The following is a 22465-nucleotide window of genomic DNA, read 5'->3' on the forward strand; positions in this document are numbered from 1 at the left end:
TGAGCCGCTTAGCATTCCAGATTTACCGCCTGTCACGATTACATCAAATTTTCATATAGTACCTTGCATCACAAAGTACCTTCTGATACATTTGTCTGGCTAAGGTGAAGGACAGATTTTCGTGCCTGCCGCCACAACTCCCACGTCCCACTATGTACTGCTACATTTTTGAAAGAGCCTGAATCTCTGTGTGATATCGCTGTGTCATTATAGTTTATTAGCCATATAAATCTTTTTGCCATGAATAAAATACTCCTGTTTTTTATGTCCTTACTGATCTCCGGCCTGATGTGCTGCGGAACTGTATCCGCCCAGGCCGGGCCTGGAAAGATCAGCGGAACGATTACCGATTCCACTGCGGGTAAGCCGCTTGACTTCATCACGCTGAACTTGCTTGATGCCAGCAAAACCGTGGTAAAAGTAGACTATACCAAGGCCGATGGTACCTTCTTGTTTTCCGGTCTAAAAGCGGGTGGTTACCAGCTGGTGATCGTGGGTGTGGGTTACCGGAACAGGCAGGTTGATGTGACACTTACAGACAGTTCGGGCTCAAACCTGGGTACCATCACACTGACTCCCTCGGTCACGGGGTTGAAGGAGGTAACGGTATCTGCGGCTAGACCGGTTGTTAAACAGGAGGTGGACCGCATTACCTACGATATGCAGGCCGACCCTGAAAGCAAGGTTTACAGCGTGCTGGACATGATGCGGAAAGTGCCTTACCTGGCCCTGGATGCCGACGAAAATATTCAGCTCAAAGGAAATACAGATTTCAAGATCCTCATCAATGGAAAACCTTCCAGCATGATGGAGCGCAACTATAAGGAAGTGCTGCGCAGCATGCCTGCCTCCTCCATCGAGCGCATTGAAGTCATTACCACTCCTCCGGCCAAATACGACGCGGAGGGGCTGGCGGGCATCATTAACATTATCACCTACAGGAAAATAGATAACGGATACAATGGCAGCGTGAATGCGAGTGAACGTTTCCGGGTAGGAGGACCTGGCCTGGGTGGTACGCTTTCTGCCAAATTTGGAAAACTCGGAATGACGGCCACGGCCGGTGGAAGCCAGTACCGGGTACCTGCTACGCTCAATACGGTACAACGGTCGACTTTCGGGGCGGAGGCCAGTGACATTGCCCAGCATGGATTTGCAAAGTCGGATAGTCGCAGCGGGTACCTCAGCTATGAGGTAAGTTATGAGTTTGATACCCTTAACCTGCTGAGCGCACAGGTGAATATCAATGGAAGCACGTCCTCGGGACTGACCTACCAGACTTCCCAGCTTTACAGCCGGGGTGAACTGCTGAAACGCTACCGGCTCGACAATGTGAATGCAGGGAGCGGGAAGGGAGCTGATGCGGCCATCAATTTCCAGCGGACCTCCAAAGCAGACAAGAACAGGCTGCTGACCTTGTCGTACCGGTATTTTGGTTTTACCAATAAACAAGACAATGACCTACGTATTACCGATCAGCTGAACTATGACGTACCCGATTACAGGCAGGTGAACGACCAGCGCTTTGCCGAGCAGACGGTGCAGGTAGATTATGTTTATCCGATCCGTAAACTGAGCATTGAAGCCGGACTGAAAGCGATTATGCGGCTTAATAAAAGCAACTTCGGGTATGAAACCGCGCTGGAAAATGGCGGCTACGAGGTGGATCCTGCCATGACCAACCGGTTCCGCAACACGCAAAATGTGTTTGGAGCCTACAATACATACCAGTACAATCTTGTGAGCTGGGGCTTTAAAGCGGGGCTCCGTATTGAGCAGACGATCGTTGATGCAGACTTCTTTTCGACCGACTCCAAGGTGCGCCAGAACTACTTTAACCTGATCCCGTCCGTGTCGGTAAACCGCAAGCTGAAAAACAACAGCTCGCTCAATCTGGGCTATACCCAACGGATCCAGCGCCCGGGCATCTGGCAGCTCAATCCCTTTGTCGATCGCTCAAACCCTAATTTTGAACGTACCGGAAATCCTAACCTGCGGCCTGCCTTTGTCAATGATGTCCAGCTGAATTACAGTCTCAATAAAAAGGGGTCCATAAATTTCGGGGCCGGCGTGAATACTTTTCGTGACCTCATTTTCGGCGTAGCCGTTTACAATCCGACGACGGGTATTACACGCACTTCCTACACCAACTCGGGCCGGGCGAGATTGCTTATGCTCATGACGAACATCAATTACCCGCTTACCAAAAAATGGAACGTGAGTGTGAATGTGCGTGCAGCGCATGGGCGGGTGCACGGTACCGTGAACAATGTGCCGGTGACCAACCAGGGCATCATGCACCAGTCGTCCGTGTCCATGGGCTACCGCTTTGAAAAGGAGTGGCGCCTCAATGCGAACGTTCAGCTGAATGGACGTAATATCAACCTGCAGGGAATCAACAATGCCTATACCAGCTACTCGGTCAGCCTTAGTAAAGATATTGTCAAGGATAAACTTTCGATATCGGCGGCGGCCAACAATCCATTTACCCGGTACCGGCAGTACAAGCGCATCACCAATGGCCCGGACTTTTCGCAGCTGGACTATCGCCGCGACTACTTCCGCAGCTTCAATTTCAGCCTTAATTATAAGTTCGGCAAGTTGAAAGATGCGATTAAAAAGAACAAGCGGAGCATTCGTAATGATGACGTTCAAAACGGTAATTAGTACCAGCATTTCTTTCTGCCCAATGCACGCAGCGTCCGATTTCGAACAGAGATCGGACGCTATGTTTTTGATTGTCAATGCCTATTAACATGGCATACATTTGTTGAACGACCCTTTATGCTGAAAAATCACCTTATAATCGCCTGGCGCGCCCTGGTGCGCTACAAAGGATTCACGACGCTGAACGTGCTCGGCTTGTCAGTGGGCGTAGCGTCCTGTCTGCTGCTGTATGTGGTCTATACCTATGAGTCGGGGTTTGATAAATTTCACAAGAAGTACGACCGTATTTACCGGATCGTGCGCCAGACGAAGTTCCCGAACGGGCAGATCGACTTTACGGGCGGCAACCCGCTTCCTTACGAAGCGGCGTTAAAGGTCGATATGCCGCAGCTTGGCAAGATCGTACCGGTATATGGCACGCTGGAACCCCAGGTAACCGTGCTCGGAAAGAATATGAATGCAGCAGGCTTGGACAGGAAGTTCAGGGAGGATGATGAGGGACTGGTTACTACCCCGGAGTTCTTCGAGCTGTTTGATTTTGCCTGGGTGATGGGCACGAAAGAGGTGCTGAAGGATCCCAATGTGATTGTGCTTTCTCAGCGGAAAGCAGACAAGTATTTTGGAAAATGGCAGCAGGCCGTAGGCCAGTTTGTCAGGATCAATAATAAGACGGTGATGAAGGTCGGCGGTATTCTGGCCGATCCTCCGCTGAATACCGACTTCCCGGTGGATATCGTGATTTCGTATGCAACCAAACGTCAGCAGCCGCTGCTGTTTGGCTGGGGTGACTTCGAGAACTGGGGAGGTACCAGCAGCAATGATCAGCTCTTTGTTTTGCTTCCTGAAAATACGTCTCCCCGCAGCATGGAGGCCTCTTTTGCAGCATTTGTAAAAAAACACTATTCTGAAAGAGAAGAAAATAAAAAAATCAGGCACTTTCTGTCACCCCTCGCAGACCAGCATTATGACAGCCGTTTTGAAAATTATTCCAAACATATCACAAGCCGCACGGTACTCCGCACGCTGGGCATCATCGGTGCACTGATCATTGCGATGGCCTGTATCAACTTTATCAATCTTGCTACGGTACAGGCTGCACGCCGGTCGAAGGAAGTAGGGGTGAGGAAAGTACTGGGCAGCAGCCGGGCCGAACTGGTACGCCAGTTTCTGAGTGAAACGTTCCTGGTTGTTGGATTGTCCGTGGTCCTGGGCATTGCCATAGCCATCCTGAGCATGCCGCTGTTAAGCCGGATTTCGCAGGTGCCGGCAGAGCTGCCCGTAGTTGGCGATCCGCGCATCTGGCTTTTTGTGCTGGTACTGGCATTGCTGGTCAGCTTTGTGGCAGGCTTTTACCCGGCCATCGTCATTTCAGGATTCAGGCCCATCGAGGCGATCAAAAACCGGATTTCCAGCCGTTCTTTTGCCGGACTGTCCCTGCAAAAGACCTTGATCGTTGTCCAGTTTGGCGTTACGCAAATCCTGGTAGTAGGTACCATCGTAACCGTCAGCCAGATGAACTTCGTGCGCCGGATGGATTTGGGATTTGTAAAGGAAGGTGTTTATAATGTAGTCCTGGACGAAGCTTATAAGGCACGTTTTCAAACATTTAAGAACCAGCTGCTCGAAAGTCCGGATATCAGCTCGGTCAGCTTTGCTTCTGATGTTCCTTCCTCGGACGACAACTGGTCGGGTAATTTCGCATTCGGGAACCGGGGGAAAGATGAAGACTTTCACCTTTCGTACAAATTTGCCGACCATGATTATTTCAAAACTTTCAATCTGCAGTTTGTCGCCGGGGGGCCGTATGCAGCCGGAGATTCGGTAGGTTCCTGCGTGGTCAACGAAACGCTGCTTGCCAAGGTTGGTGTTAAAAATCCCGAAGATGCCATCGGAAAAAACATCAAGCTTGGGGGCGGCCAGTGGCAGCCCATTGTGGGCGTCGTCCGCGACTTTAAAACCAACTCGGCCCGGGACGCTGTAAAGCCTGTTTTGATCCTGACCAATGAAAGTTTTTACTGGACAGGCGGCATCAAAATAGCGACCCGGAACATTTCACGTGCGATAGAACAGATCAGGGAAGTCCATACGCGCGTATTTCCCGAAGTGGCATTCCAGGGACGTTTTTTCAGCGACAGCATTGAGGCATTTTACCAGCAGGAAAGGCAAATGACTTTGCTTTACCAGATTTTCGCGGGCCTGTCCATTTTCATCGCCTGCCTCGGACTGCTTGGACTGGCTACCTTTATGGCACAGCAGCGCATGAAGGAAATCGGTGTGAGAAAGGTACTCGGCGCATCGGTAAGCGGCATTGTCGGACTGTTGTCGCGCGATTTTATTACGCTTGTATTTATTGCGATCGTCCTGGCTTCGCCGGTAGCCTGGTACGTGATGAACGAGTGGCTGGCAGCATTTGCATTCCGTATTTCCATCAGCTGGTGGATGTTCGGCATCGCCTCCGCCTCCGCCATCCTGATTGCATTCGTCACCATAAGTTTCCAAAGTATCAAAGCCGCAACGATGAATCCGGTGAAAAGTTTGAAAATGGAATAAGGGTAGGGGGAGGAAGGAAGGAAGGAAGGAAGGAAAGGAGGAAGGTGCTGTGCTGCCGACCTTATTACATTTAAAATTTTTTCCTTCCTCCATCCTCCCTTCCTCCATCTTCCCATCCTTCTTTCCTCCCTTACTCCACCCCTCCATACTCCAAATTTCCGATGCTACAAACCAATCTCAAAATCGCATTCCGGAACCTGATGAAGTTCAGGGTGTATTCATTTATAAATATTACCGGCTTGTCCCTGGGTATGGCGGCTTCCATGCTGATACTGATGTTTGTCATGCATGAATTCAGCTACGACCGCTTTCACCAGAACCATAAGCGTATTTACAAGGTTTTTTCGAGGTTGAAAATCGGAGAAAATAGTATGCAGCTCAATGCATTCCCTGCTGATTTCGCGATTTTGGCCAAGACAAATAGTCCGCACGTCAAAGACTATGTACGCATGATGCCGGCCCATAACCGGATCGTGATCAGCAATCCTGCGATGCCGGACGGGAAATTTTACGAGCAACATTTTCTTTATGCTGATCCGGCTTTTTTCAGGGTATTTTCATTTAAACTGATCCAGGGAAATCCCGCACATGCACTGGAAAAGCTCACGGGTGTGGTCATCTCGCAAACTGCGGCGCGCAAGTACTTCGGGAATGCGGATCCGGTGGGTCAAACGCTTCTTTTTCAGAACAAACACTTATTGGAAGTCACCGCAGTTGCTGCGGATGCCCCGTCCAATTCTTCTCTTGCATTTGATTTTGTCGTACCGCTTAAAGCATTCCCTCTGCTGAATGGTACCGACCGGTCGAAATGGGCGGCTGGCGGTAATTTTAATACGTACCTGCTGCTGGACTCCCCGGGCGCATCGAGGGCTGTGGCAAAATCACTGAATGCTCACGTTGAGAAGCATGAAGATGCAAGCGAGGAAACCTTCCTGCTCGAAAGCCTGACCGATATACACCTGGGAAACAATACGGAGGGTACCAGCAATGCACGGCTCATTTACATATTTGCGGGTATTGCCGGGCTTACACTGGCCCTGGCCCTCTTCAATTACATGAGCCTTACGACCGCCCGTGCTACCCTGCGGGCCAGGGAGGTAGGCGTACGCAAGGTGGTTGGTTCAGGCCGGGGCGCTTTAATCAGGCAGTTTTATACCGAGTCGGTTCTGACTTGTCTGATTGCATTCATCATTGCCTGGGTTGTTGTTGAGGTCTTGCGCCGGCCGTTCAATGATCTGCTGGGTTTGAAGATTGACGTCGCATTCCTGTACTCACCGCAATTCCTGTGTTTTCTGGCGCTGCTGTTTCTCATATCCGTACTCCTCGCCGGAAGCTACCCGGCCCTGGTACTTTCAGGCTTTGCACCGATTGTGATCCTGAAAGGAAGGTTTTCGGGGCGTAGTAGTGGTGCGGGAGTACGAAAAGGTTTTATGGTATTTCAATTTGCAACATCTGTTGCGCTCATGGTGTGCAGCCTTGTGGTACGTCAGCAGGTAGGTTTTATGCAAACCATGAAGCTCGGCTTTAACAAGGATCAGGTGATGGTCATCCCGTTTTCGGAAACCAGCATCAGTAAGGTAGCAGCCTTCCGCGACGAAGTTGCCGGACATGCCGGAATCAAGTCCGCAGCCGTGGCGGCCAGTACCATTTTCGGGAGTTATGATATTTCATTTGAAAAGAATGCAAAGACGAAAAAGGACATTGCACTCATGGTAATGGCAGTCGACCGTCATTTTGTTGAGACACTTGGCCTGCAATGGAAGTTGGCGCCGGAGCCCGGCACATTGCAGAACCGGCCACATGTGCTGCTTAATGAACTGGCAGTGAAAGAGCTGGGCTTAGGCAGCAACGTGCTCGGAAAAACACTGCCGGACTTTGATGAGGTAGCCGGGGTACTGCAGAACTTTTACTTTACTACGCCGCAAGGTGGAATAAAGCCCGTCGCGCTGGTAGTAAAAACGGATACCGCAAGTCTGGGTAAGTCTGTGGGTGCCTCAGGGGCGCTGTATGTGCGCATTGATCCGCAAACAGACAGCAAAGCAAAAGTTAAAACAGTGGAAGGTCTATTCAGCACCTACTATCCGGATAGGCCTTTTGAATACCATTTTTTGGATGAAGCATTTACCAAAAATTTCCGTACTGAGATCCGCATGTCGCAGCTTTTTTCAGTTTTTACCGGACTGGCGATTTTCATTGCCTGCATGGGTTTGTTCGGGCTGGTGACATTTACCGCCGAAACCCGCGTGAAAGAAATCGGGATCCGCAAAGTGCTGGGAGCTTCGGTGAGCAGTATCGTTGCACTTCTTTCAGCTGACTTCTTGAAACTGGTTACCCTATCCATTGTATTCGCATTACCGCTTGCGTGGTACTTTATGGAAAAATGGCTGCAGGATTTTACATACCGGATCCAGATTCCCTGGTGGATCTATCTTTCAGCCAGTCTGGCCGCCATCCTCATCGCCATCGCCACCATGAGTTTTCAAAGTATCAAAGCAGCACTGATGAACCCGGTAAAATCTTTGAGAAGTGATTAGGGGGGGGAAGGAACGAGAAGGAAGGGAGAAAAGGAGGAGGGAAAAAAGGAGGAAGGAGGAAGGAATATGCTACTATGGTTTTCTTCCTTTTCAAAAATAACCATTTCTTTTCTCCATCCTCCTTTCTTCTCTTCCTCCATCCTTCCTTCCTCCATCCTCCTTTCTTCCCCATCCACCTTTCCAACTTAAACTATGCTAAAAAACTATCTCAAAATCGCGTTTCGGAATCTCTGGAAGCACAAGGTGTTTTCTTTTCTGAATGTAATGGGCCTGACCGTCGGTATGTCGGCCTGCTTTCTGATCTTCATGTATGTGTCTTTTGAGCTGAGCTATGATGCATTCCATACGAAGGGAGACCGGATTTACAGGCTGGTGACGGACATCAAGACGCCCTCAGAAACCATCAACACCAGTGTCACTTCCTGGGCTTTTGCACCTGCCATCAAGGCCGATTTTCCAGAGGTGGAAGCCGTTACGCGCGTGAGCAGCGGTAGTTTTCTGGTGCGGAAAGGAGATATCAAATTCCAGGAAGACAAAACCCTTTTTGCAGACTCCACACTCTTTAAGGTATTCGACTTCAAGATGATTGCCGGGGATCCTAAAACAGCCTTAAAGGATCAGCTGAGCATTGTTTTACCACAAAAAACAGCTAAAAAGTACTTCGGCGACGCTGATCCGATCGGACAAACCCTCCTGCTTTCGGGCGATGGGCTGCCTGCAAAGGTGACAGGCGTTATTGAGGATATTCCCGAAAATTCGCAGATCAAGGGTGAGATGATCGTGTCGATGGTGTCCATGACCCAGCGCTTCAATAAGGGACTGGACGATCAATGGGGGAACTTCGGGGCGATAACTTACCTGCTGCTGAAACCCGGTACTTCCGCTACGGCACTCGAAAAGAAACTGCCCGCCTTCCTCCAAAACCGCGCAGGAAAGACGATGAAAGAATCGCAGATGTATTATAAGCTTTTCCTGGAACCCATGCGCGACGTGTACCTGCACTCCACACGCGACTCGGAGGAGCGCGGCAGTATGAACAATGTGTACATCTTCTCCGCCGTGGCGGTTTTCATCCTGCTCATTGCGTGTATCAACTTCATCAATCTGACGACAGCACGTTCCGTGGAGCGCGCCAAGGAAGTAGGCGTACGCAAGGTGGTAGGTGCACGTAAATCGCTGCTGGCCACCCAGTTCATTGCGGAGTCAGTCCTCCTGTGCCTTATCGCCTTCGTATTTTCGGTTGTACTTTCGGCAGTAGTGGCACCTTTGTTCAACGACCTCGCCGGGAAGACAGTCACGACAGGTATTTTCGGTAATGTCGCTTTCCTGCCTGTCATGTTTCTGGCTGCGGTACTGATCGGGGTTCTGGCGGGCAGCTATCCTGCCGTTGTATTGTCTTCTTTTGAGCCTGTGGTAGTACTGAAAGGTCGTTTTACGACCAGTGTAAAGGGTATTTTACTCCGGAAAGGGTTGGTTACACTGCAATTTGCCATATCCATTGCACTAATCATCGCGACGATCATCGTGTACACGCAAATGAACTTCATGCGTAACCGCGATCTGGGTTTTAATAAAGAGCAGATGGTGATTGTCAATACCGAAGGCGATCCCAACAAAGAATCTTTCAGGCAGTCCCTGATGAACCTGGCAGGCGTTAAAAGTACATCGGCATCGTCCAGTGTGCCCGGCAGCGGCAACCCGGGTGCTTATTCGGAGATTGAAAACAAAAGCGGGGATCTTCAGATTGCCAACCTGGATCTCTACTTCGTGGATTTCGACTACATTCCGAATTTCGGGTTAAAAATGGTAGCCGGAAGGCCGTTTTCGCGCGAATTCGGTACCGATACCACACAGGCGATGGTCATGAACGAAGCGGCCGTCAAGTTGTTCGGTTACAGCTCGCCCGAGCAGGCGATCGGCCGTCGGTTCCGGCAGTGGGGCAGGGAAGGTAAAATCGTCGGGGTTATCAAGGACTTTCATTTCAGGTCTTTGCAGGAAACCATCAAACCCCTCACCATGCGCATTGAGCCCAATGGTACCCAGCTGGTTGCCGTGAAGGTTGAAGGAAGTAAGGTAAGGGGCGTGCTGGCGGCGATGGAGGACAAGTGGAAGTCGGTCATTCCAAACCGTCCGTTCAGCTACTATTTTCTGGATGAATTTTTCGATAGGCAGTACCGGGCTGAGGAGCGGTTTGAAAAGCTGTTTTTCAACTTTGCCGTGCTCGCGATCTTCATTTCCTGCCTGGGTTTGCTGGGGCTTGCTTCGTACAGTACCATGCAGCGTACCAAGGAAATCGGGGTACGAAAAGTGATGGGCGCCTCGGTGGGCAGCATTGTGGGCCTGCTTTCCCGGGATTTTCTGAAGCTGGTGGTACTGGCCTTTGTCATCGCCTCACCAATCGCCTACTACGGCATGAACAAATGGCTGCAGAGCTTCGCCTACCGCACGGATATTTACCTATGGATTTTCGCCGTTGCCGCGGGTCTCTCCTTCGCCATAGCCTTCCTCACCGTCAGCTTCCAAAGTATTAAAGCAGCTTTGATGAACCCGGTGAAGTCGTTGAGGAGTGAATAGAAAGTAGGGAGTACGGGAGGATGGAGGAATGGAGAAAAGGAGGAAGGGCGATTGTTCCTTCCTCCTTTATTCCTTTTCTCCTTCGTCCCATCCTCCATCCTCCTTTCCTCCATTCTCCCTCCCCACTTCTGGCCCAATTTTTACTTCGTCTGCTAAAAAGTAGTAACCCTAAATACACTACACATGCTGCCGACATCAGATACCAGCGCATATGAGGTTTTCAGAACCAACAAATGCATTCCGAAGATTCTGGAAAAAGAGATTCTTTGTGCACTTTCCTGCTACCCGGAGCTGAAAGAAACACCCATATTCTTTGTGTTTAAAAGAAAAATACGTGGCTCGGTCATGCAGGCGCAGCCTAAGTTCAGTACCATGCTGCGTGGTACGAGGGCGTACAATATCAATATCAGCGCCATGTTCAGGCTGACGCATTCGGCCATTCCCATACAGCAGATACCTTCGGATGTGATTGTGGGCTGGATAGGGCATGAGCTCGGGCATGTCATGGATTATGAGTGCCGGAGCACGGTCAGCATGATCAGGTTTGGGTTGGGGTATGTTTTCTCGCGCAGGTTTGTCAGAGAGGCTGAACGTGTCGCCGATACTTTTGCCGTTAATCACGGATTGGGAAATTACATTCTCAAAACCAAGCACTTCATTCTGAATCATGCGGCATTATCCGACAAATACAAGCGGAAAATAGCCCGCCTGTACCTATCGCCGGATGATATTGTGGAGCAGGTGCGTAAGCTCGAAGCTACGCGCGTGCTGCCGTCATAAGTGCGCCCTGACATATGCTTCAAATTCCAGAAAATCGGCTTCTTTCATTACCCTGGGAATCTTGACCTGACCGCCTTTTTTCCGGGTTTCTTCACTCCACTGATAGAATATATGTTCGGGGATCAGTTCAACCTCGACATCCTTCAGTGCGCGGCTCCGGGCCACCTTATAGTTTTTATTATTTTCCTTCAAAGTGTCATCCAGGGTGCGGGCTACGGAAGCACAGTCTGTATCCTTGTCGCAGCTTACAAACCACCTGTGGATGTATTCATCGTCCCGGTGCACGGCCGCAACAATAAATTCCTTAATGACCACATCGTGCTTATGCTCCACAACTCGCAGTCCATCATTCATCTGATTGACAGCCAGCTGGCACCCTACCACATTGAGGTAATGCTTGGTACGTCCGGTGATCTGTATTTCTGCCCGGGCCTTGTCTGTGATCGTAACCGTATCGCCGATCATGTACCGCCACGCTCCCGACACAGTTGAAATAAGCAGTACGTACTCCGTATTTTCCTCCGCTTCTGCCAGTGACAATACGGTTCCGCCCGGTTTTACGAGTCCGTCCTCGTCCACATTTTCAGGGGTGAAAGGGACAAATTCGTAGAAGATCCCATTGTCCGGAAAAAGCGCCATAGCCGGTGTATCCGGACGCTTCTGAATGGCAATAAAACCCTCCGAGGCAAGGTAGGTATCAATGTAAGTCAGCGGAAATGCGAAATGCTTCTCCAGGCTCTTCCGGTAGGGCTCAAAAGCAACACCCCCCGTCGTGTAGACCATCAGGTTGGGCCATATTTCGTGGATGTTGCTGAGTTTGTTGTGGCTGATAATCTCCCTGAGCATGAGGTCTACCCATGCAGGAATACCCGAAATGCAGCCGATGTCCCATTTCGGGGCTTCTTCGGCTATCCTTTTTATTTTTTCGTCAAAATTGGCAATGGATGCGATTTCCAGTCCGGGCTTGTAGATGCCTCCGAACCAGCCGGGCAGGTTGCTTGCGCTGATCCCGCTGATCTCGCCTTCCTCATGATCGTCCTTTTGAATGAGGCTGGTACTGCTGCCCAGCATGAGGATCTGTCTGGTGAAAAATTCAGCAGGCAGGTTGAATGCACCCAGGTTGGTGATTTCTGAAATGCCTGCCTTGCGGATACAGCTGAGCATATCGTCTGTGACCGGAATGTGCTTGCTGGCACTGGTAGTGCCGCTGCTGAGTGCAAAGTAGCGCTGTCCGCCCGGCCAGGTTACATTCTGATGTCCTTTGAGTAGGTAATGCCACCAGTCTGCATACATTTTATCATAATCATGCACCGGAACCTTTGCCTGAAACGCAGTAACAATGTCTTCACTGGCCAGGATCTCTGAAAATTCATGGGCCTTGCCGAAAGCAGTCAGCCTGGCCGTATCAAGGAGTTTTCTTAACGTTTCTTTCTGCGCTTCAACCGGGTCGGGCTCACTGATGATTTTGCCTGTGAGGTCAATTGCTTTTTTGATAATCTCTCCGATTACAGCCATTTCAGTTTTGGAGTTTTTTGTTCGTTTGTAGCGCGGATAAAAAAATCCATACCACTATACGAACAGGGAAGCCCGGCTTATACAAAACAAAAAAGCCTTCCCGCGCATTGGGGAAAGCTTTTCAGCATTTATTGATGAAAGATAATCCTGTCAGTTCCAGCCGCCGCCCAATGCGCGGTAAATATTCACCGTCGCATTCATCTGTTGCATTTTGGTTTCTATCAGGTCAAATTTCGATTCCAGGGCTTCACGCTGGGTGAGCAGCACTTCCATATAATCGGCACGGGCGGAGGTGAAAAGCCGGTTTGCAATGTTGGTCGACTCGTTCAGGGCCTGTACCTCACGGAGCTTGGTGTCATAGCTCTGGCTCAGGTTATTGATATTTGAAAGCTGGTTCACTACCTCGATGTAAGCATTTAATACAGTCCGCTCGTAGTTGTATACCGCCTGGATTTGTCTTGCATTGGCACTGTAATAAGTTGCCTGGATTGCATTTTTGTTAATCAGCGGCCCTACAAGGTCTCCTACCAGAGCGCCCATGATTGACTTGGGGACATTGCCAAGATAAATTGGATTAAATGCCTGTATACCCAGTGCAGCCGAAATGCCCAGCGATGGATAAAAGTTAGCTCTTGCCACCTGAATGTCGAGTTTTGCCGCCTCCAGTTCCTGCTCCGCCTGGCGAACATCCGGGCGGTTCTGCAGCAGCTGGGTCGGGATACCAGCCTGCATTACATTTGGTACAAGGCTCTCAAGGCTGGTAGTATCCCTTAAAACAGGCTGCGGGTATCGTCCCAGCAGAAAGTTGATCCGGTTTTCCGTTTCCACAATCTGCTGCCTGATTGCATATTGCCGGTTGGTGGTATTAAGCACCTGCGCTTCAAACCGCCGAATTGCCAGTTCGGTAACACGTGTCGCTTCCTTCTGCATTTTCACAATTTTCAACGCATTGTTCTGGATCTCAATATTTTGAGTTACAATATTCAGCTGCGTATCCAGTGCGCGGAGTTCATAGTAGGAGTTCGCGATTTCAGATACCAAATTGGTCATGGTAAAATTTCTGCCTTCGACCGAGCTCAGATACCGGTAAACTGCTGCCTTTTTCGCATTGCGCAGTTTATGCCAGATATCGACTTCCCAACGCGCAACCAGATTGATCCCGAAGTCCGGAAGAGGCTCGGGCGTTTCTCTGCCCGGCTTGATCTCGGTAGTAGCCTCACTGGAACCCACCTGCGTGTAGCGGCCAGCTTTCTCCACGCCTGCACCGCCACGCAGACCTACAAATGGCATGTATTCCCCTTGTCTTGCACGGATTTCGTTTTTCGAAATTGCAATTTCCTGCAGGGTAATGTTCAACTCCTGGTTGTTGTTGAATGCAGTGTCAATCAGGGCGGCCAGGTAAGGATCTGTAAAATAATCCCTCCATTTTACTTTGCCTGTGTTGGTTGAGTCCGTGTCCTGGGTAGCATTATAGCTTGCATTCAAAGCTGGATTAGGCGTTCTCTGCACCATCGACGGAGCATTGCAACCGTAGTACGTCAGGGCAACAAATGCTACCCCGACATACTTCAATATTCTTTTATTGCGCATTGTTTTGAGTTTCTTGCGTTTGAGGGAAAGCGTCGACCGCGTGAACAAATTGTTCAGACAACGAGCCGTCGTCCTCACCTTTAATCATTTTTCTGCCGTCGGCCAGAGAGCCAAATATGACGTACAATCCCGGAATGATGATGACCCCGAAAATGGTACCGAACAGCATACCTCCTAGTGCCGAAGCACCGATGGTACGGTTACCGATCGCACCTGCACCCGTCGCGCTGATCAATGGGATCAAACCGGCGATAAAGGCAAATGAAGTCATCAGGATCGGGCGGAAACGTACTTTCGCTCCTTCAATAGCCGCATTCAGGATCGTCTCTCCCTGGTGCCGCTTCTGGACGGCAAACTCCACAATCAATACCGCATTCTTACCCAACAACCCGACAAGCATGATCAGACCAATCTGCGCATAGATGTTGTTTTCCAGGCCCATCAGTTTCAGCAGCAGGAATGAACCAAACACCCCGACCGGCAGTGATAACACGACCGCGAAAGGAATGATAAAGCTTTCATACTGAGCCGCAAGTACGAAGTAAACGAATGCCAGTACGATCATGAATACCACCAGCGACTCATTTCCGCGGATCGATTCATCATAAGAAAGACCTTCAAATGCAATGTCATAACCCGTAGGTAATGTTTTGGCAGCTACCTCGCGGATCGCGGCGATCGCATCAGCCGTGGTGTACCCTTTGGCAGGCAATCCCTGGATCGCAGCTGAGTTATACAGGTTGAAACGGGTGATCTCGTTGGGTCCCTGTCCTTTTTTCAGTTTCATGAAAGATGAATAAGGCACCATTTCACCTGCATCATTTTTTACGAAAAGCTTCAGAAGATCGGATGGAAGCCGCCGGAAACTTGGGTCGGACTGCACATATACTTTAAAGAACTGGTTAAATCTTGTGAAACCCTGTTCGTAAGTACTACCAATCATGATGTTCAGGTTGTCCATCGCTTTTCCGATCGATACGCCTTTCTGCATCGCCAGCTGGTTGTCGATCTGCAATTCATACTGCGGATAGTTGGCAGCGAAGAAGGTAAACAAGCCGGTCAGTTCAGGACGTTTGGCCAGATCTTCCATGAATTTCTTGTTGATCTTATCAAATTCTGCGTAGTCTGTATCCGTATTTTTATCCAGCAAACGCATCGAGAAACCACCGGAAGTACCGAAACCTGGAATAGCTGGTGGTTCGAAAAATTCAACGACCGCTCCAAGTCCTCTGGTTTTGCCTTCCAGCTCTTCCATGATTTCTTTTACGTTTTCCTTACGGTCGTGCCAGGGTTTCAGGTTGATCAAACAGGTACCTGCATTCGAACCACGACCCTCGGTCATGATCTCGTAACCTGCCAGAGAAGATACGGACTCGATTCCTTCCACTTCTTCGCAAATCTTCTGAAGACGTCTTGAAACCTCATTGGTTTTTTCCAGCGTCGATCCCGGAGGGGTCTGAATGATCGCATAGATCGTACTCTGATCCTCATTCGGAATAAAGCCTGAGGGAAGCACTTTGTTGACATACACAATACCCGCGCAGAAGGCCAGCAATACACCCCAGGTAACTACCCGGCGGCTTACGATTCTTTTCAGCAAGCCTACATATCGTCCGGTCAACCTGTCAAATACCCGGTTGAAAGCGTCCAGTGATTTGGTCAGGATATTTTTCTTTTTCGGATGTCCGTGGTGGTTTTGCAGCAGCATGGCGCAAAGTACCGGCGTCAATGTCAAGGCAATAAGGGCCGAGATTACGATAGAGCTAGCCATCGTGATCGAGAACTGGCGGTAGAATGTACCCACCGGGCCCGACATGAAGGAGATCGGAAGAAATACCGAAACCATGACCGCAGTGATTGCGATGATCGCGCCGCTGATCTCTGCCAATACTTTTTTCACCGCATTAAATGGTGAGATACCCGGCTCCTCCTCAAACTTGGCGTGCACGGCCTCGACGACGACAATCGCATCATCGACCACAATACCGATCGCCAATACAAGTGCAAAAAGCGTAATCAGGTTAATCGACAGACCAAAACCCTGGATCACAAAGAATGCACCGATGAGTGATACCGGTACCGCAAGGATCGGGATCAGTGTGGAACGCCAGTCGCCCAGGAATATGAACACCACAAGGGCTACCAGGATGAATGCATCCCGCAAAGTGTCGATTACCTGTTCAATAGACGCGTCGAGGAACTGAGATACGTCATAGCTGATTTTGTAATCCACGCCCGGAGGGAAGGTTTTCTTCATCACATCGAGCTTTTGTTTCACTTCTTCAATTACGTCACTCGCATTACTACCATAGTTCTGGCGTAAAACGATCGCCGCAGAAGCGTGTCCGTCCAAGTTAGAATAGATATCGAAGAACTCACTACCGAGCTCCACTTTGGCGATATCCCTTAAATGGATACTTTCACCATTCGCATTGGCACGGATAATAATGCCTTCGTACTCTTCCGGCTTATCGTACCGGCCTTTATAGGTTAATACATATTCCAGAGACTGAGCGGCGATACCGGAGCTTTGTCCGATACGGCCGGGACGGCCCACGATACTCTGCTCGCCTACGGCCTTCATAACTTCCTCGGTCGAAACGTTATAAGCACGCATACGCTCGGGGTTCAGCCACAGACGCATGGCGTACCGGCGGCTACCCAGGATCTGCGCCCGCGCGATACCTTTGGTACGTTGCAGCTCGGGGATCATTTTTACGGTAGCGTAGTTGAATAGGAATTTTTCATCAATCGTCTCGGCCTTCGAGTACAGGTTGACGTACATCAACATACTCGGCTGTACCGGCGTGATAATTACCCCCTCACGTTGTACCAGTTCCGGCAAAAGTGGCATAACCTGGTCCACCCTCGTTTTCACCCGGATTACCGCTACGTTGGGGTCGGTCCCGGGCTCAAAGATGATCCTGAGCGTCGCCTCCCCCGCACTGGTTGCATCCGTTGCAATATAACGCATGTCCTGCACCCCGTTAATAGCCTGTTCCAGCGTGATCAGCGTGGATTTTACGAGTACGTCGGCACTCGCACCCGGGTAGGCGATGAAAATGTTTACGGTCGTCGGGGCGATATCCGGAAACTGGGAAATCGGTAATTTCTCAATCGCCAGGATGCCTATAAAGACGATCATGATCGAAATCACAATCGCAAATACAGGTCTTCGTATGAATTGATTAAACATGTCTTTTTGTGCTTTTTAAAATACCTGACTATTCAGCATACAGACTTAAATTCGAGATCACAGAATCAGGCTTTACGAACTTGGTGTGTATCTTTTCGTTCTCCTTCACCTGACGCAACCCTTCCAGCAGGATTTTATCATCTTTGTTCAAACCAGAGCTCACGACAAAAATGTGAGGTAATTCAGCGGCGATCTTGATCTCTCTCGACCTGATCACATTGTTTTTATCCACTACGAAGACATATTTCTTTTCAAGTACTTCGAAAGTCGCTTTCTGAGGAATGAGCAGTGCGTTTTTGTAGGGCAGCGTCACAACGATGTTACCCGTCTCACCATGTCTCAAAAGTCTGCTCGGATTCGGGAATGTTGCCCTGAAAGCAATGTTACCCGTTTCGTTATTGAAGTCAGCCTCAATGGTTTCAACAATTCCGGGATGGTCGAACATTTTGTTGTTCGCCATAAGCAGCTGCACTTTCAGGCCACCGTCTTTGTTGATTTTGGTTTTGTAATCCAGGTATTCCGCCTCAGGAACATTGTAGTAAACCCACATTTTGCTGTTGTCCGAGAGGGTTGTCAGCAAGTCGCCTTCATCAAGCAAACTTCCCAGCCTTACCTGAAAATGGTCCATGATACCGTCAAACGGAGCACGAATGTCGGTGAATCCGAGGTGCACCTTTGCCAATCCCAGCTCTGCTTTGGCTTTGTCAAGTTTCGCTTTGGCCAGCGCGAGCTCGTTTTTCGAAACCACATTACTGTCGGCCAGCGACTTGGTATTTTTAAATTCGATTTCTGCAAAATTGGCTTCTGCCTCCGCTTTCTGTGCTTCGGCCTGGTATACCATCGGCATGATCTGGAACATCATTTGCCCCTTTTTAACAGTCTGCCCTTCATCCACGTAAATCTTCTGAAGATAACCTCTTTCCAAAGCCCTCAATTCGATGTGGCTGATGGCGCGGATCTGGGCAACGTACTCCTTGGTGACCAGCGTGTCCTTTGGCAAGGGGCTGGTGACCAGGAAGTCTGTCTCTTCTTCCTTCTTTTCTTCTTTCTTTTCACAGCTTGTGTTTAAAAACAGGGCACACAAGCTCATGAGCATGATTACTTTCCTCATGGTGATTATTCTATTTTCTTCGATATGATGTTACTGAAATGTTGATTTGCTGGGATGTGCAGGAACACTGAGGGCTTGACGGCCGGTGTAGGGGATTTGAAATTAAACTTTTCATAGAACCGGATTTGGATAAAACACATACAAAAACCGCTACTAATCCTTAATTGCATGTTAAAAGCAAGTTAAAAAGGCATTAAAATGACCTGAGAGTTTTTGCCGGTGTTTTAATGTTAGAAGTCAAGATATTACAGGTCAGTCGTTTACCTTACGTGGTGGGCTGGTTTTCTGCTTGTTGTGGTATGAATGTGAGCTGTACAGCGATGCATTGTGCCGAAGCCGGTCTGGTACTCAGGTATTTTATTTTTGTATTTTTATAAGTATGTAAAAACAAAAAAAACAGCTGCCTTGTCCCGCAGGACCCGACAGCTGTTTTTACTGTATGTTTGTATATTAGCCGGAACCCGGCCGTGCCTCAGGATTTTTGTGCGCTGGCTGCTTCTAGGTCCGGGAATGCGACCCTGTCGAGCTTTTCACGCGCCGGACCTGTAAGTACATTCCCTTTTTGGTCATAACGCGCGCCGTGGCACGGACAATCCCAGGTTTTTTCGGAGTTGTTCCAATTGACAATACAGCCTGCATGCTTGCACACAGGGTTAAGTGCTTCCACAGTCCCTGTTTTGTCCCTGTAGACCGCCAGTTTCTGTCCCTGAAACTCGACGAGTTTACCCGAGTCGGCGGGGATCTCCTTCACAGATTCCATTTCCTCGATCCCAAACCGGTCTGCAATGAATCGCCCGGCTACATCCGCATTCTCCTTGATAAACTCCGTAAATGCGCCCATCGGCTTCACCCGCGCAGGGTTAAACAGTTTTTCGTAGGGGCTGCTGCCTTTCACCACGAGGTCGCTCATGACCATGGCCGCTACCGTTCCGAGTATCATTCCATTACCATTGTAGCCCGTTGCCGCATAAATCCCGTCCGAAGTACCCGGCAGGTGGCCGATGTACGGAAGTCCGTCCGAGGGCACATAGTATTGCGACGACCACTGGGTGGTTACCTGGTCTACCGGATAACATTTGGAAGTATACGCAATCAGGTCTGCGAAGGATTGCTCTGGATCTCCATGGCCTGTTTTGTGGTCGTGCCCGCCTGAAATCAGGTATTTCTGACCATCAATGACGTGGGTCCGGAAGTAGTGATAGGGATCCTGGCTGTCATAGATCAGGCCTTCCGGATAAACGTCTTCTTTAAGGGTTGCCGCGATCACATAGCTGCGGTACGGGGCATTTCTCATGTGAAGCACGTTAATGCCGCCAGGCGGAATGTGGGTGGCATATACAACAGCCTTTGTTTTGATTTCTCGCTCGCCCGATTTGGCGATGAGGTACTCCCCATCCTTTTCAACCGAGTCGATCAGTGTATTTTCAATTACACGGCCGCCCAGGGACAAGAATTCCTTCTGTAAACCCCGGATATATTTCAGTGGGTGAAACTGCGCCTGTTTAGGGAACCTGACGGCCGCCTGGTAGGGTAGTGGAGCCGGTGCATCCGCTACCTGCTCCGTTTCTACGCCGGCACGGAGTGCACTCTCGTACAAATCCTGCAGTTCTTTGGTTTCCTGCTCATCCTCAGCATACACGTACCCGTCCTTCCATTCAAAATCGCAGTCGATGGAGTAGGTAGTCACCAGGTTGTGAATCGTGCCGACTGACCTGGCGATGGCTTCTGCAAATTGCCGGGAGGCTTCCTCACTGAACTTTTGTTCAACTTCGGCATAAGTGGTATCGGCAAAAGTATTAATGTGTGCAGTTGTACCGCCCGTGGTGCCGTATCCGGCCTGGAATGCGTCACATACAATGCACTTTTTACCCTCACGCTGCATCAGGAGGGCAGCAGTAAGTCCTGTAATTCCGGCACCTACTACCAGTACATCGCATGTATCGGTTTCGGGCTGCTGGGTGGTGTGAAGGTCTGTGCCTGCACTTTGCTGCCACAAACTCTCGTTTCGGCCGTCGCGCCTGGGAAGGTTCTTGTCAGTTTCTGGTCGGTTTTCCTGGTTCATGGTTGTTGATGAGATTTTTTGGCTGTGATTTGCAAAATATCATACCAGATTGACGGGTTAGCAGGTGACTATCAGGATACAGACTACCAGGTTCCTGATCCGGGCTTGGTTGGAATGCTTTTTGTGTTTGCTGCGTACCATTAACCATCATCAACCAAACTACTGCATTATGATTGCAATGAATTACCGCGGACCCTACCGGGTCCGGGTCGACCGGGATAAGCCAATGCCCCGGATCGAGCATCCGGGTGACGCGATAGTGCGTGTTACCCGCTCCTGTATTTGCGGATCTGACCTTCACCTGTACCATGGCCTGGTTCCGGATACCAGGGTAGGTACCACTTTCGGGCACGAGTTCATAGGCGTTGTGGAAGAAGTTGGTGCAGAGGTAACCAACATCAAAGTCGGTGATAATGTCATTGTTCCCTTTAATGTAGCTTGCGGAAAATGTGTGTTCTGCGAGCAGGGCCTTTTTGGAAACTGCCACGAATCCAATCCCCAGGCAACTGCAGTGGGCGGCATTTTTGGATACTCGCATACCGCCGGCGGCTTCGATGGCGGACAGGCTGAGTATGTGCGCGTGCCCTATGCCAATGTAGGACCGATGGTCATTCCTGACGACATGGACCATGACGACGCCGTGCTCCTCACCGATGTTGTGCCTACGGGTTACCAGGCGGCCGAAATGGCTGCTATCAAGCCGGGTGATACGGTAGTGGTTTTTGGTGCAGGACCTGTCGGGATTATGGCGGCCAAGTCTGCCTGGCTCTTCGGGGCAGGAAGGGTAATCGTGATAGATCATATCGAGTACCGTCTTGAATTTGTAAAAAGGTACGCCCAGTGCGAAGCCTATAATTTCAGGTCGCTGGAAGATCCTGTACTGTTTATCAAAAAAACAACAGACTGGATCGGTGCGGATGTATGCATTGATGCCGTCGGATGCGAGGCAGCCGGCAGCGCCGTGCAAACAATAACCGGTCGGAAGCTCATGCTGCAGGCAGGCTCTGCCACAGCACTTCACTGGGCGATCAATGCTGTGAAAAAAGGCGGCGTAGTATCAATCGTGGGCGTCTATGGGCCTACCGCCAATCTGATTCCGATCGGGAATGTGGTAAATAAGGGTATTACGCTCCGTGCAAACCAGGCTTCGGTGAAGCGCCTGCTGCCGCGCCTTGTGGAGCATGTACGCGCAGGCCGCATCGTTCCCCGCGAAATTATCACGCACCGGGTACCGCTGGAAGAAGTAGCTGATGCTTACCATATTTTTTCAGCCAAGCTCGACAATTGCATCAAACCAATCCTGATACCGCCATCGGCAAGAAAATAGATCAAATATGAAAAGGACACAAGGTAATTTCGACCATATCAATGGCTGGGGCATCGATGCAGATCCGCTTGACGTACCAGCATATCCGATGAAAAAGCGGACAGAGAACGACAACAAAGGCATGATCTGGGAACGTCCGTCGCAACAGCCTGCCACGGTGGAGGTGCTGCATTCCAATGAGCGGCCCAACCTGACGGCCGTATTTGGTACTCCCAACCCGCCTTCCGGCCTGAGCGGCGCTATACGCAGGTATGCATTCAAGTACAGTGAATCGCACGTGGCACACTGGCTCCTGCTCCTTGCCGCCGACCGTATCAATATGTTTGAAGGTGTGGCTGACGATTTCCGCAAAGGCCATGTTCCAAATGTATTTGCTGAGCTGGGAGGGAAGTCGGAGCTGAAACACAATCCGGCAGGTGTAGCCAGGAAAGCAGCTGTGGGTCTTGCCCTGGTACTGGTAGTAACCGCATTGATCAGAAAGAACAATTAAGATCCGAAAACGGCATAATGCCGTGTAAGTACAAAAGAGGCGGTTAAAGTCCTCTATGCATACAACAAC

The 22465-nt window shown here is 50.0% G+C and carries 12 protein-coding genes; 7 read left to right on the forward strand and 5 right to left on the reverse strand.

Translation table 11 applies throughout. The features are described 5' to 3' along the window. Positions 1-264 precede the first annotated feature (264 nt). From HWI92_RS03755 to HWI92_RS03775, 5 genes are all read left to right on the forward strand, one after another. The gene (locus tag HWI92_RS03755) at positions 265-2667 is read left to right on the forward strand and encodes an outer membrane beta-barrel family protein (protein ID WP_229248830.1); all 2403 of its coding nucleotides are present in this window, start codon (positions 265-267) and stop codon (positions 2665-2667) included. A 117-nt stretch (positions 2668-2784) separates the two neighbouring features. After that, a complete protein-coding gene (locus tag HWI92_RS03760; RefSeq protein WP_204660849.1) occupies positions 2785-5217 on the forward strand; it encodes an ABC transporter permease in 2433 nt (810 codons plus the stop codon). A gap of 161 nt (positions 5218-5378) precedes the next feature. After that, positions 5379-7751 (forward strand): ABC transporter permease, encoded by a 2373-nt coding sequence (locus HWI92_RS03765; protein ID WP_204660850.1) that lies wholly within the window; start codon positions 5379-5381, stop codon positions 7749-7751. Positions 7752-7943: 192 nt separating this feature from the next. Continuing rightward, positions 7944-10325, forward strand: a complete 2382-nt coding sequence (locus tag HWI92_RS03770; RefSeq protein ID WP_204660851.1) for an ABC transporter permease — start codon at positions 7944-7946, stop codon at positions 10323-10325. A gap of 183 nt (positions 10326-10508) precedes the next feature. Continuing rightward, positions 10509-11105, forward strand: a complete 597-nt coding sequence (locus HWI92_RS03775; protein WP_204660852.1) for a hypothetical protein — start codon at positions 10509-10511, stop codon at positions 11103-11105. Here HWI92_RS03775 and HWI92_RS03780 read toward each other — a convergent pair. The 5 genes from HWI92_RS03780 to HWI92_RS03800 all read right to left on the reverse strand — a co-directional run bounded on the left by HWI92_RS03780 (position 11100) and on the right by HWI92_RS03800 (position 20579). After that, complete coding sequence (locus tag HWI92_RS03780) at positions 11100-12620, reverse strand: GH3 family acyl-acid amido synthetase (protein ID WP_204660853.1); 1521 nt, start codon at positions 12618-12620, stop codon at positions 11100-11102. The genes HWI92_RS03775 and HWI92_RS03780 overlap by 6 nt on opposite strands. Positions 12621-12770: 150 nt before the next feature. Continuing rightward, a complete protein-coding gene (locus HWI92_RS03785; RefSeq protein WP_204660854.1) occupies positions 12771-14210 on the reverse strand; it encodes a TolC family protein in 1440 nt (479 codons plus the stop codon). Next, on the reverse strand, positions 14200-17406 hold the full coding sequence (locus HWI92_RS03790) for an efflux RND transporter permease subunit (RefSeq protein ID WP_204660855.1): 3207 nt from the start codon (positions 17404-17406) through the stop codon (positions 14200-14202). The genes HWI92_RS03785 and HWI92_RS03790 overlap by 11 nt, the downstream gene beginning before the upstream one ends. A gap of 28 nt (positions 17407-17434) precedes the next feature. Further along, positions 17435-18517 (reverse strand): efflux RND transporter periplasmic adaptor subunit, encoded by a 1083-nt coding sequence (locus HWI92_RS03795; RefSeq protein ID WP_204660856.1) that lies wholly within the window; start codon positions 18515-18517, stop codon positions 17435-17437. Between the two features lie 472 nt (positions 18518-18989). Further along, positions 18990-20579, reverse strand: coding sequence for an FAD-dependent oxidoreductase (locus HWI92_RS03800; protein ID WP_204660857.1), 1590 nt, complete (start codon positions 20577-20579; stop codon positions 18990-18992). A 169-nt stretch (positions 20580-20748) separates the two neighbouring features. Here HWI92_RS03800 and HWI92_RS03805 point away from each other — a divergent pair, with 169 nt between their 5' ends. Next, on the forward strand, positions 20749-21906 hold the full coding sequence (locus HWI92_RS03805) for a zinc-dependent alcohol dehydrogenase (protein WP_204660858.1): 1158 nt from the start codon (positions 20749-20751) through the stop codon (positions 21904-21906). Between the two features lie 7 nt (positions 21907-21913). Then, on the forward strand, positions 21914-22396 hold the full coding sequence (locus HWI92_RS03810; RefSeq protein ID WP_204660859.1) for a hypothetical protein: 483 nt from the start codon (positions 21914-21916) through the stop codon (positions 22394-22396). Positions 22397-22465 lie beyond the last annotated feature (69 nt).

The organism is Dyadobacter sandarakinus (assembly GCF_016894445.1).
Taxonomy (GTDB): Bacteria; Bacteroidota; Bacteroidia; order Cytophagales; family Spirosomataceae; genus Dyadobacter; species Dyadobacter sandarakinus.

Excerpts from the sequence above, each read along its gene's own strand:
- HWI92_RS03755 (WP_229248830.1), top strand. The coding sequence starts at position 265 with ATGTCCTTACTGATCTCCGGCCTGATGTGCTGCGGAACTGTATCCGCC.
- HWI92_RS03760 (WP_204660849.1), top strand. The coding sequence starts at position 2,785 with ATGCTGAAAAATCACCTTATAATCGCCTGGCGCGCCCTGGTGCGCTAC.
- HWI92_RS03765 (WP_204660850.1), top strand. The coding sequence starts at position 5,379 with ATGCTACAAACCAATCTCAAAATCGCATTCCGGAACCTGATGAAGTTC.
- HWI92_RS03770 (WP_204660851.1), top strand. The coding sequence starts at position 7,944 with ATGCTAAAAAACTATCTCAAAATCGCGTTTCGGAATCTCTGGAAGCAC.
- HWI92_RS03775 (WP_204660852.1), top strand. The coding sequence starts at position 10,509 with ATGCTGCCGACATCAGATACCAGCGCATATGAGGTTTTCAGAACCAAC.
- HWI92_RS03780 (WP_204660853.1), bottom strand. The coding sequence starts at position 12,620 with ATGGCTGTAATCGGAGAGATTATCAAAAAAGCAATTGACCTCACAGGC.
- HWI92_RS03785 (WP_204660854.1), bottom strand. The coding sequence starts at position 14,210 with ATGCGCAATAAAAGAATATTGAAGTATGTCGGGGTAGCATTTGTTGCC.
- HWI92_RS03790 (WP_204660855.1), bottom strand. The coding sequence starts at position 17,406 with ATGTTTAATCAATTCATACGAAGACCTGTATTTGCGATTGTGATTTCG.
- HWI92_RS03795 (WP_204660856.1), bottom strand. The coding sequence starts at position 18,517 with ATGAGGAAAGTAATCATGCTCATGAGCTTGTGTGCCCTGTTTTTAAAC.
- HWI92_RS03800 (WP_204660857.1), bottom strand. The coding sequence starts at position 20,579 with ATGAACCAGGAAAACCGACCAGAAACTGACAAGAACCTTCCCAGGCGC.
- HWI92_RS03805 (WP_204660858.1), top strand. The coding sequence starts at position 20,749 with ATGATTGCAATGAATTACCGCGGACCCTACCGGGTCCGGGTCGACCGG.
- HWI92_RS03810 (WP_204660859.1), top strand. The coding sequence starts at position 21,914 with ATGAAAAGGACACAAGGTAATTTCGACCATATCAATGGCTGGGGCATC.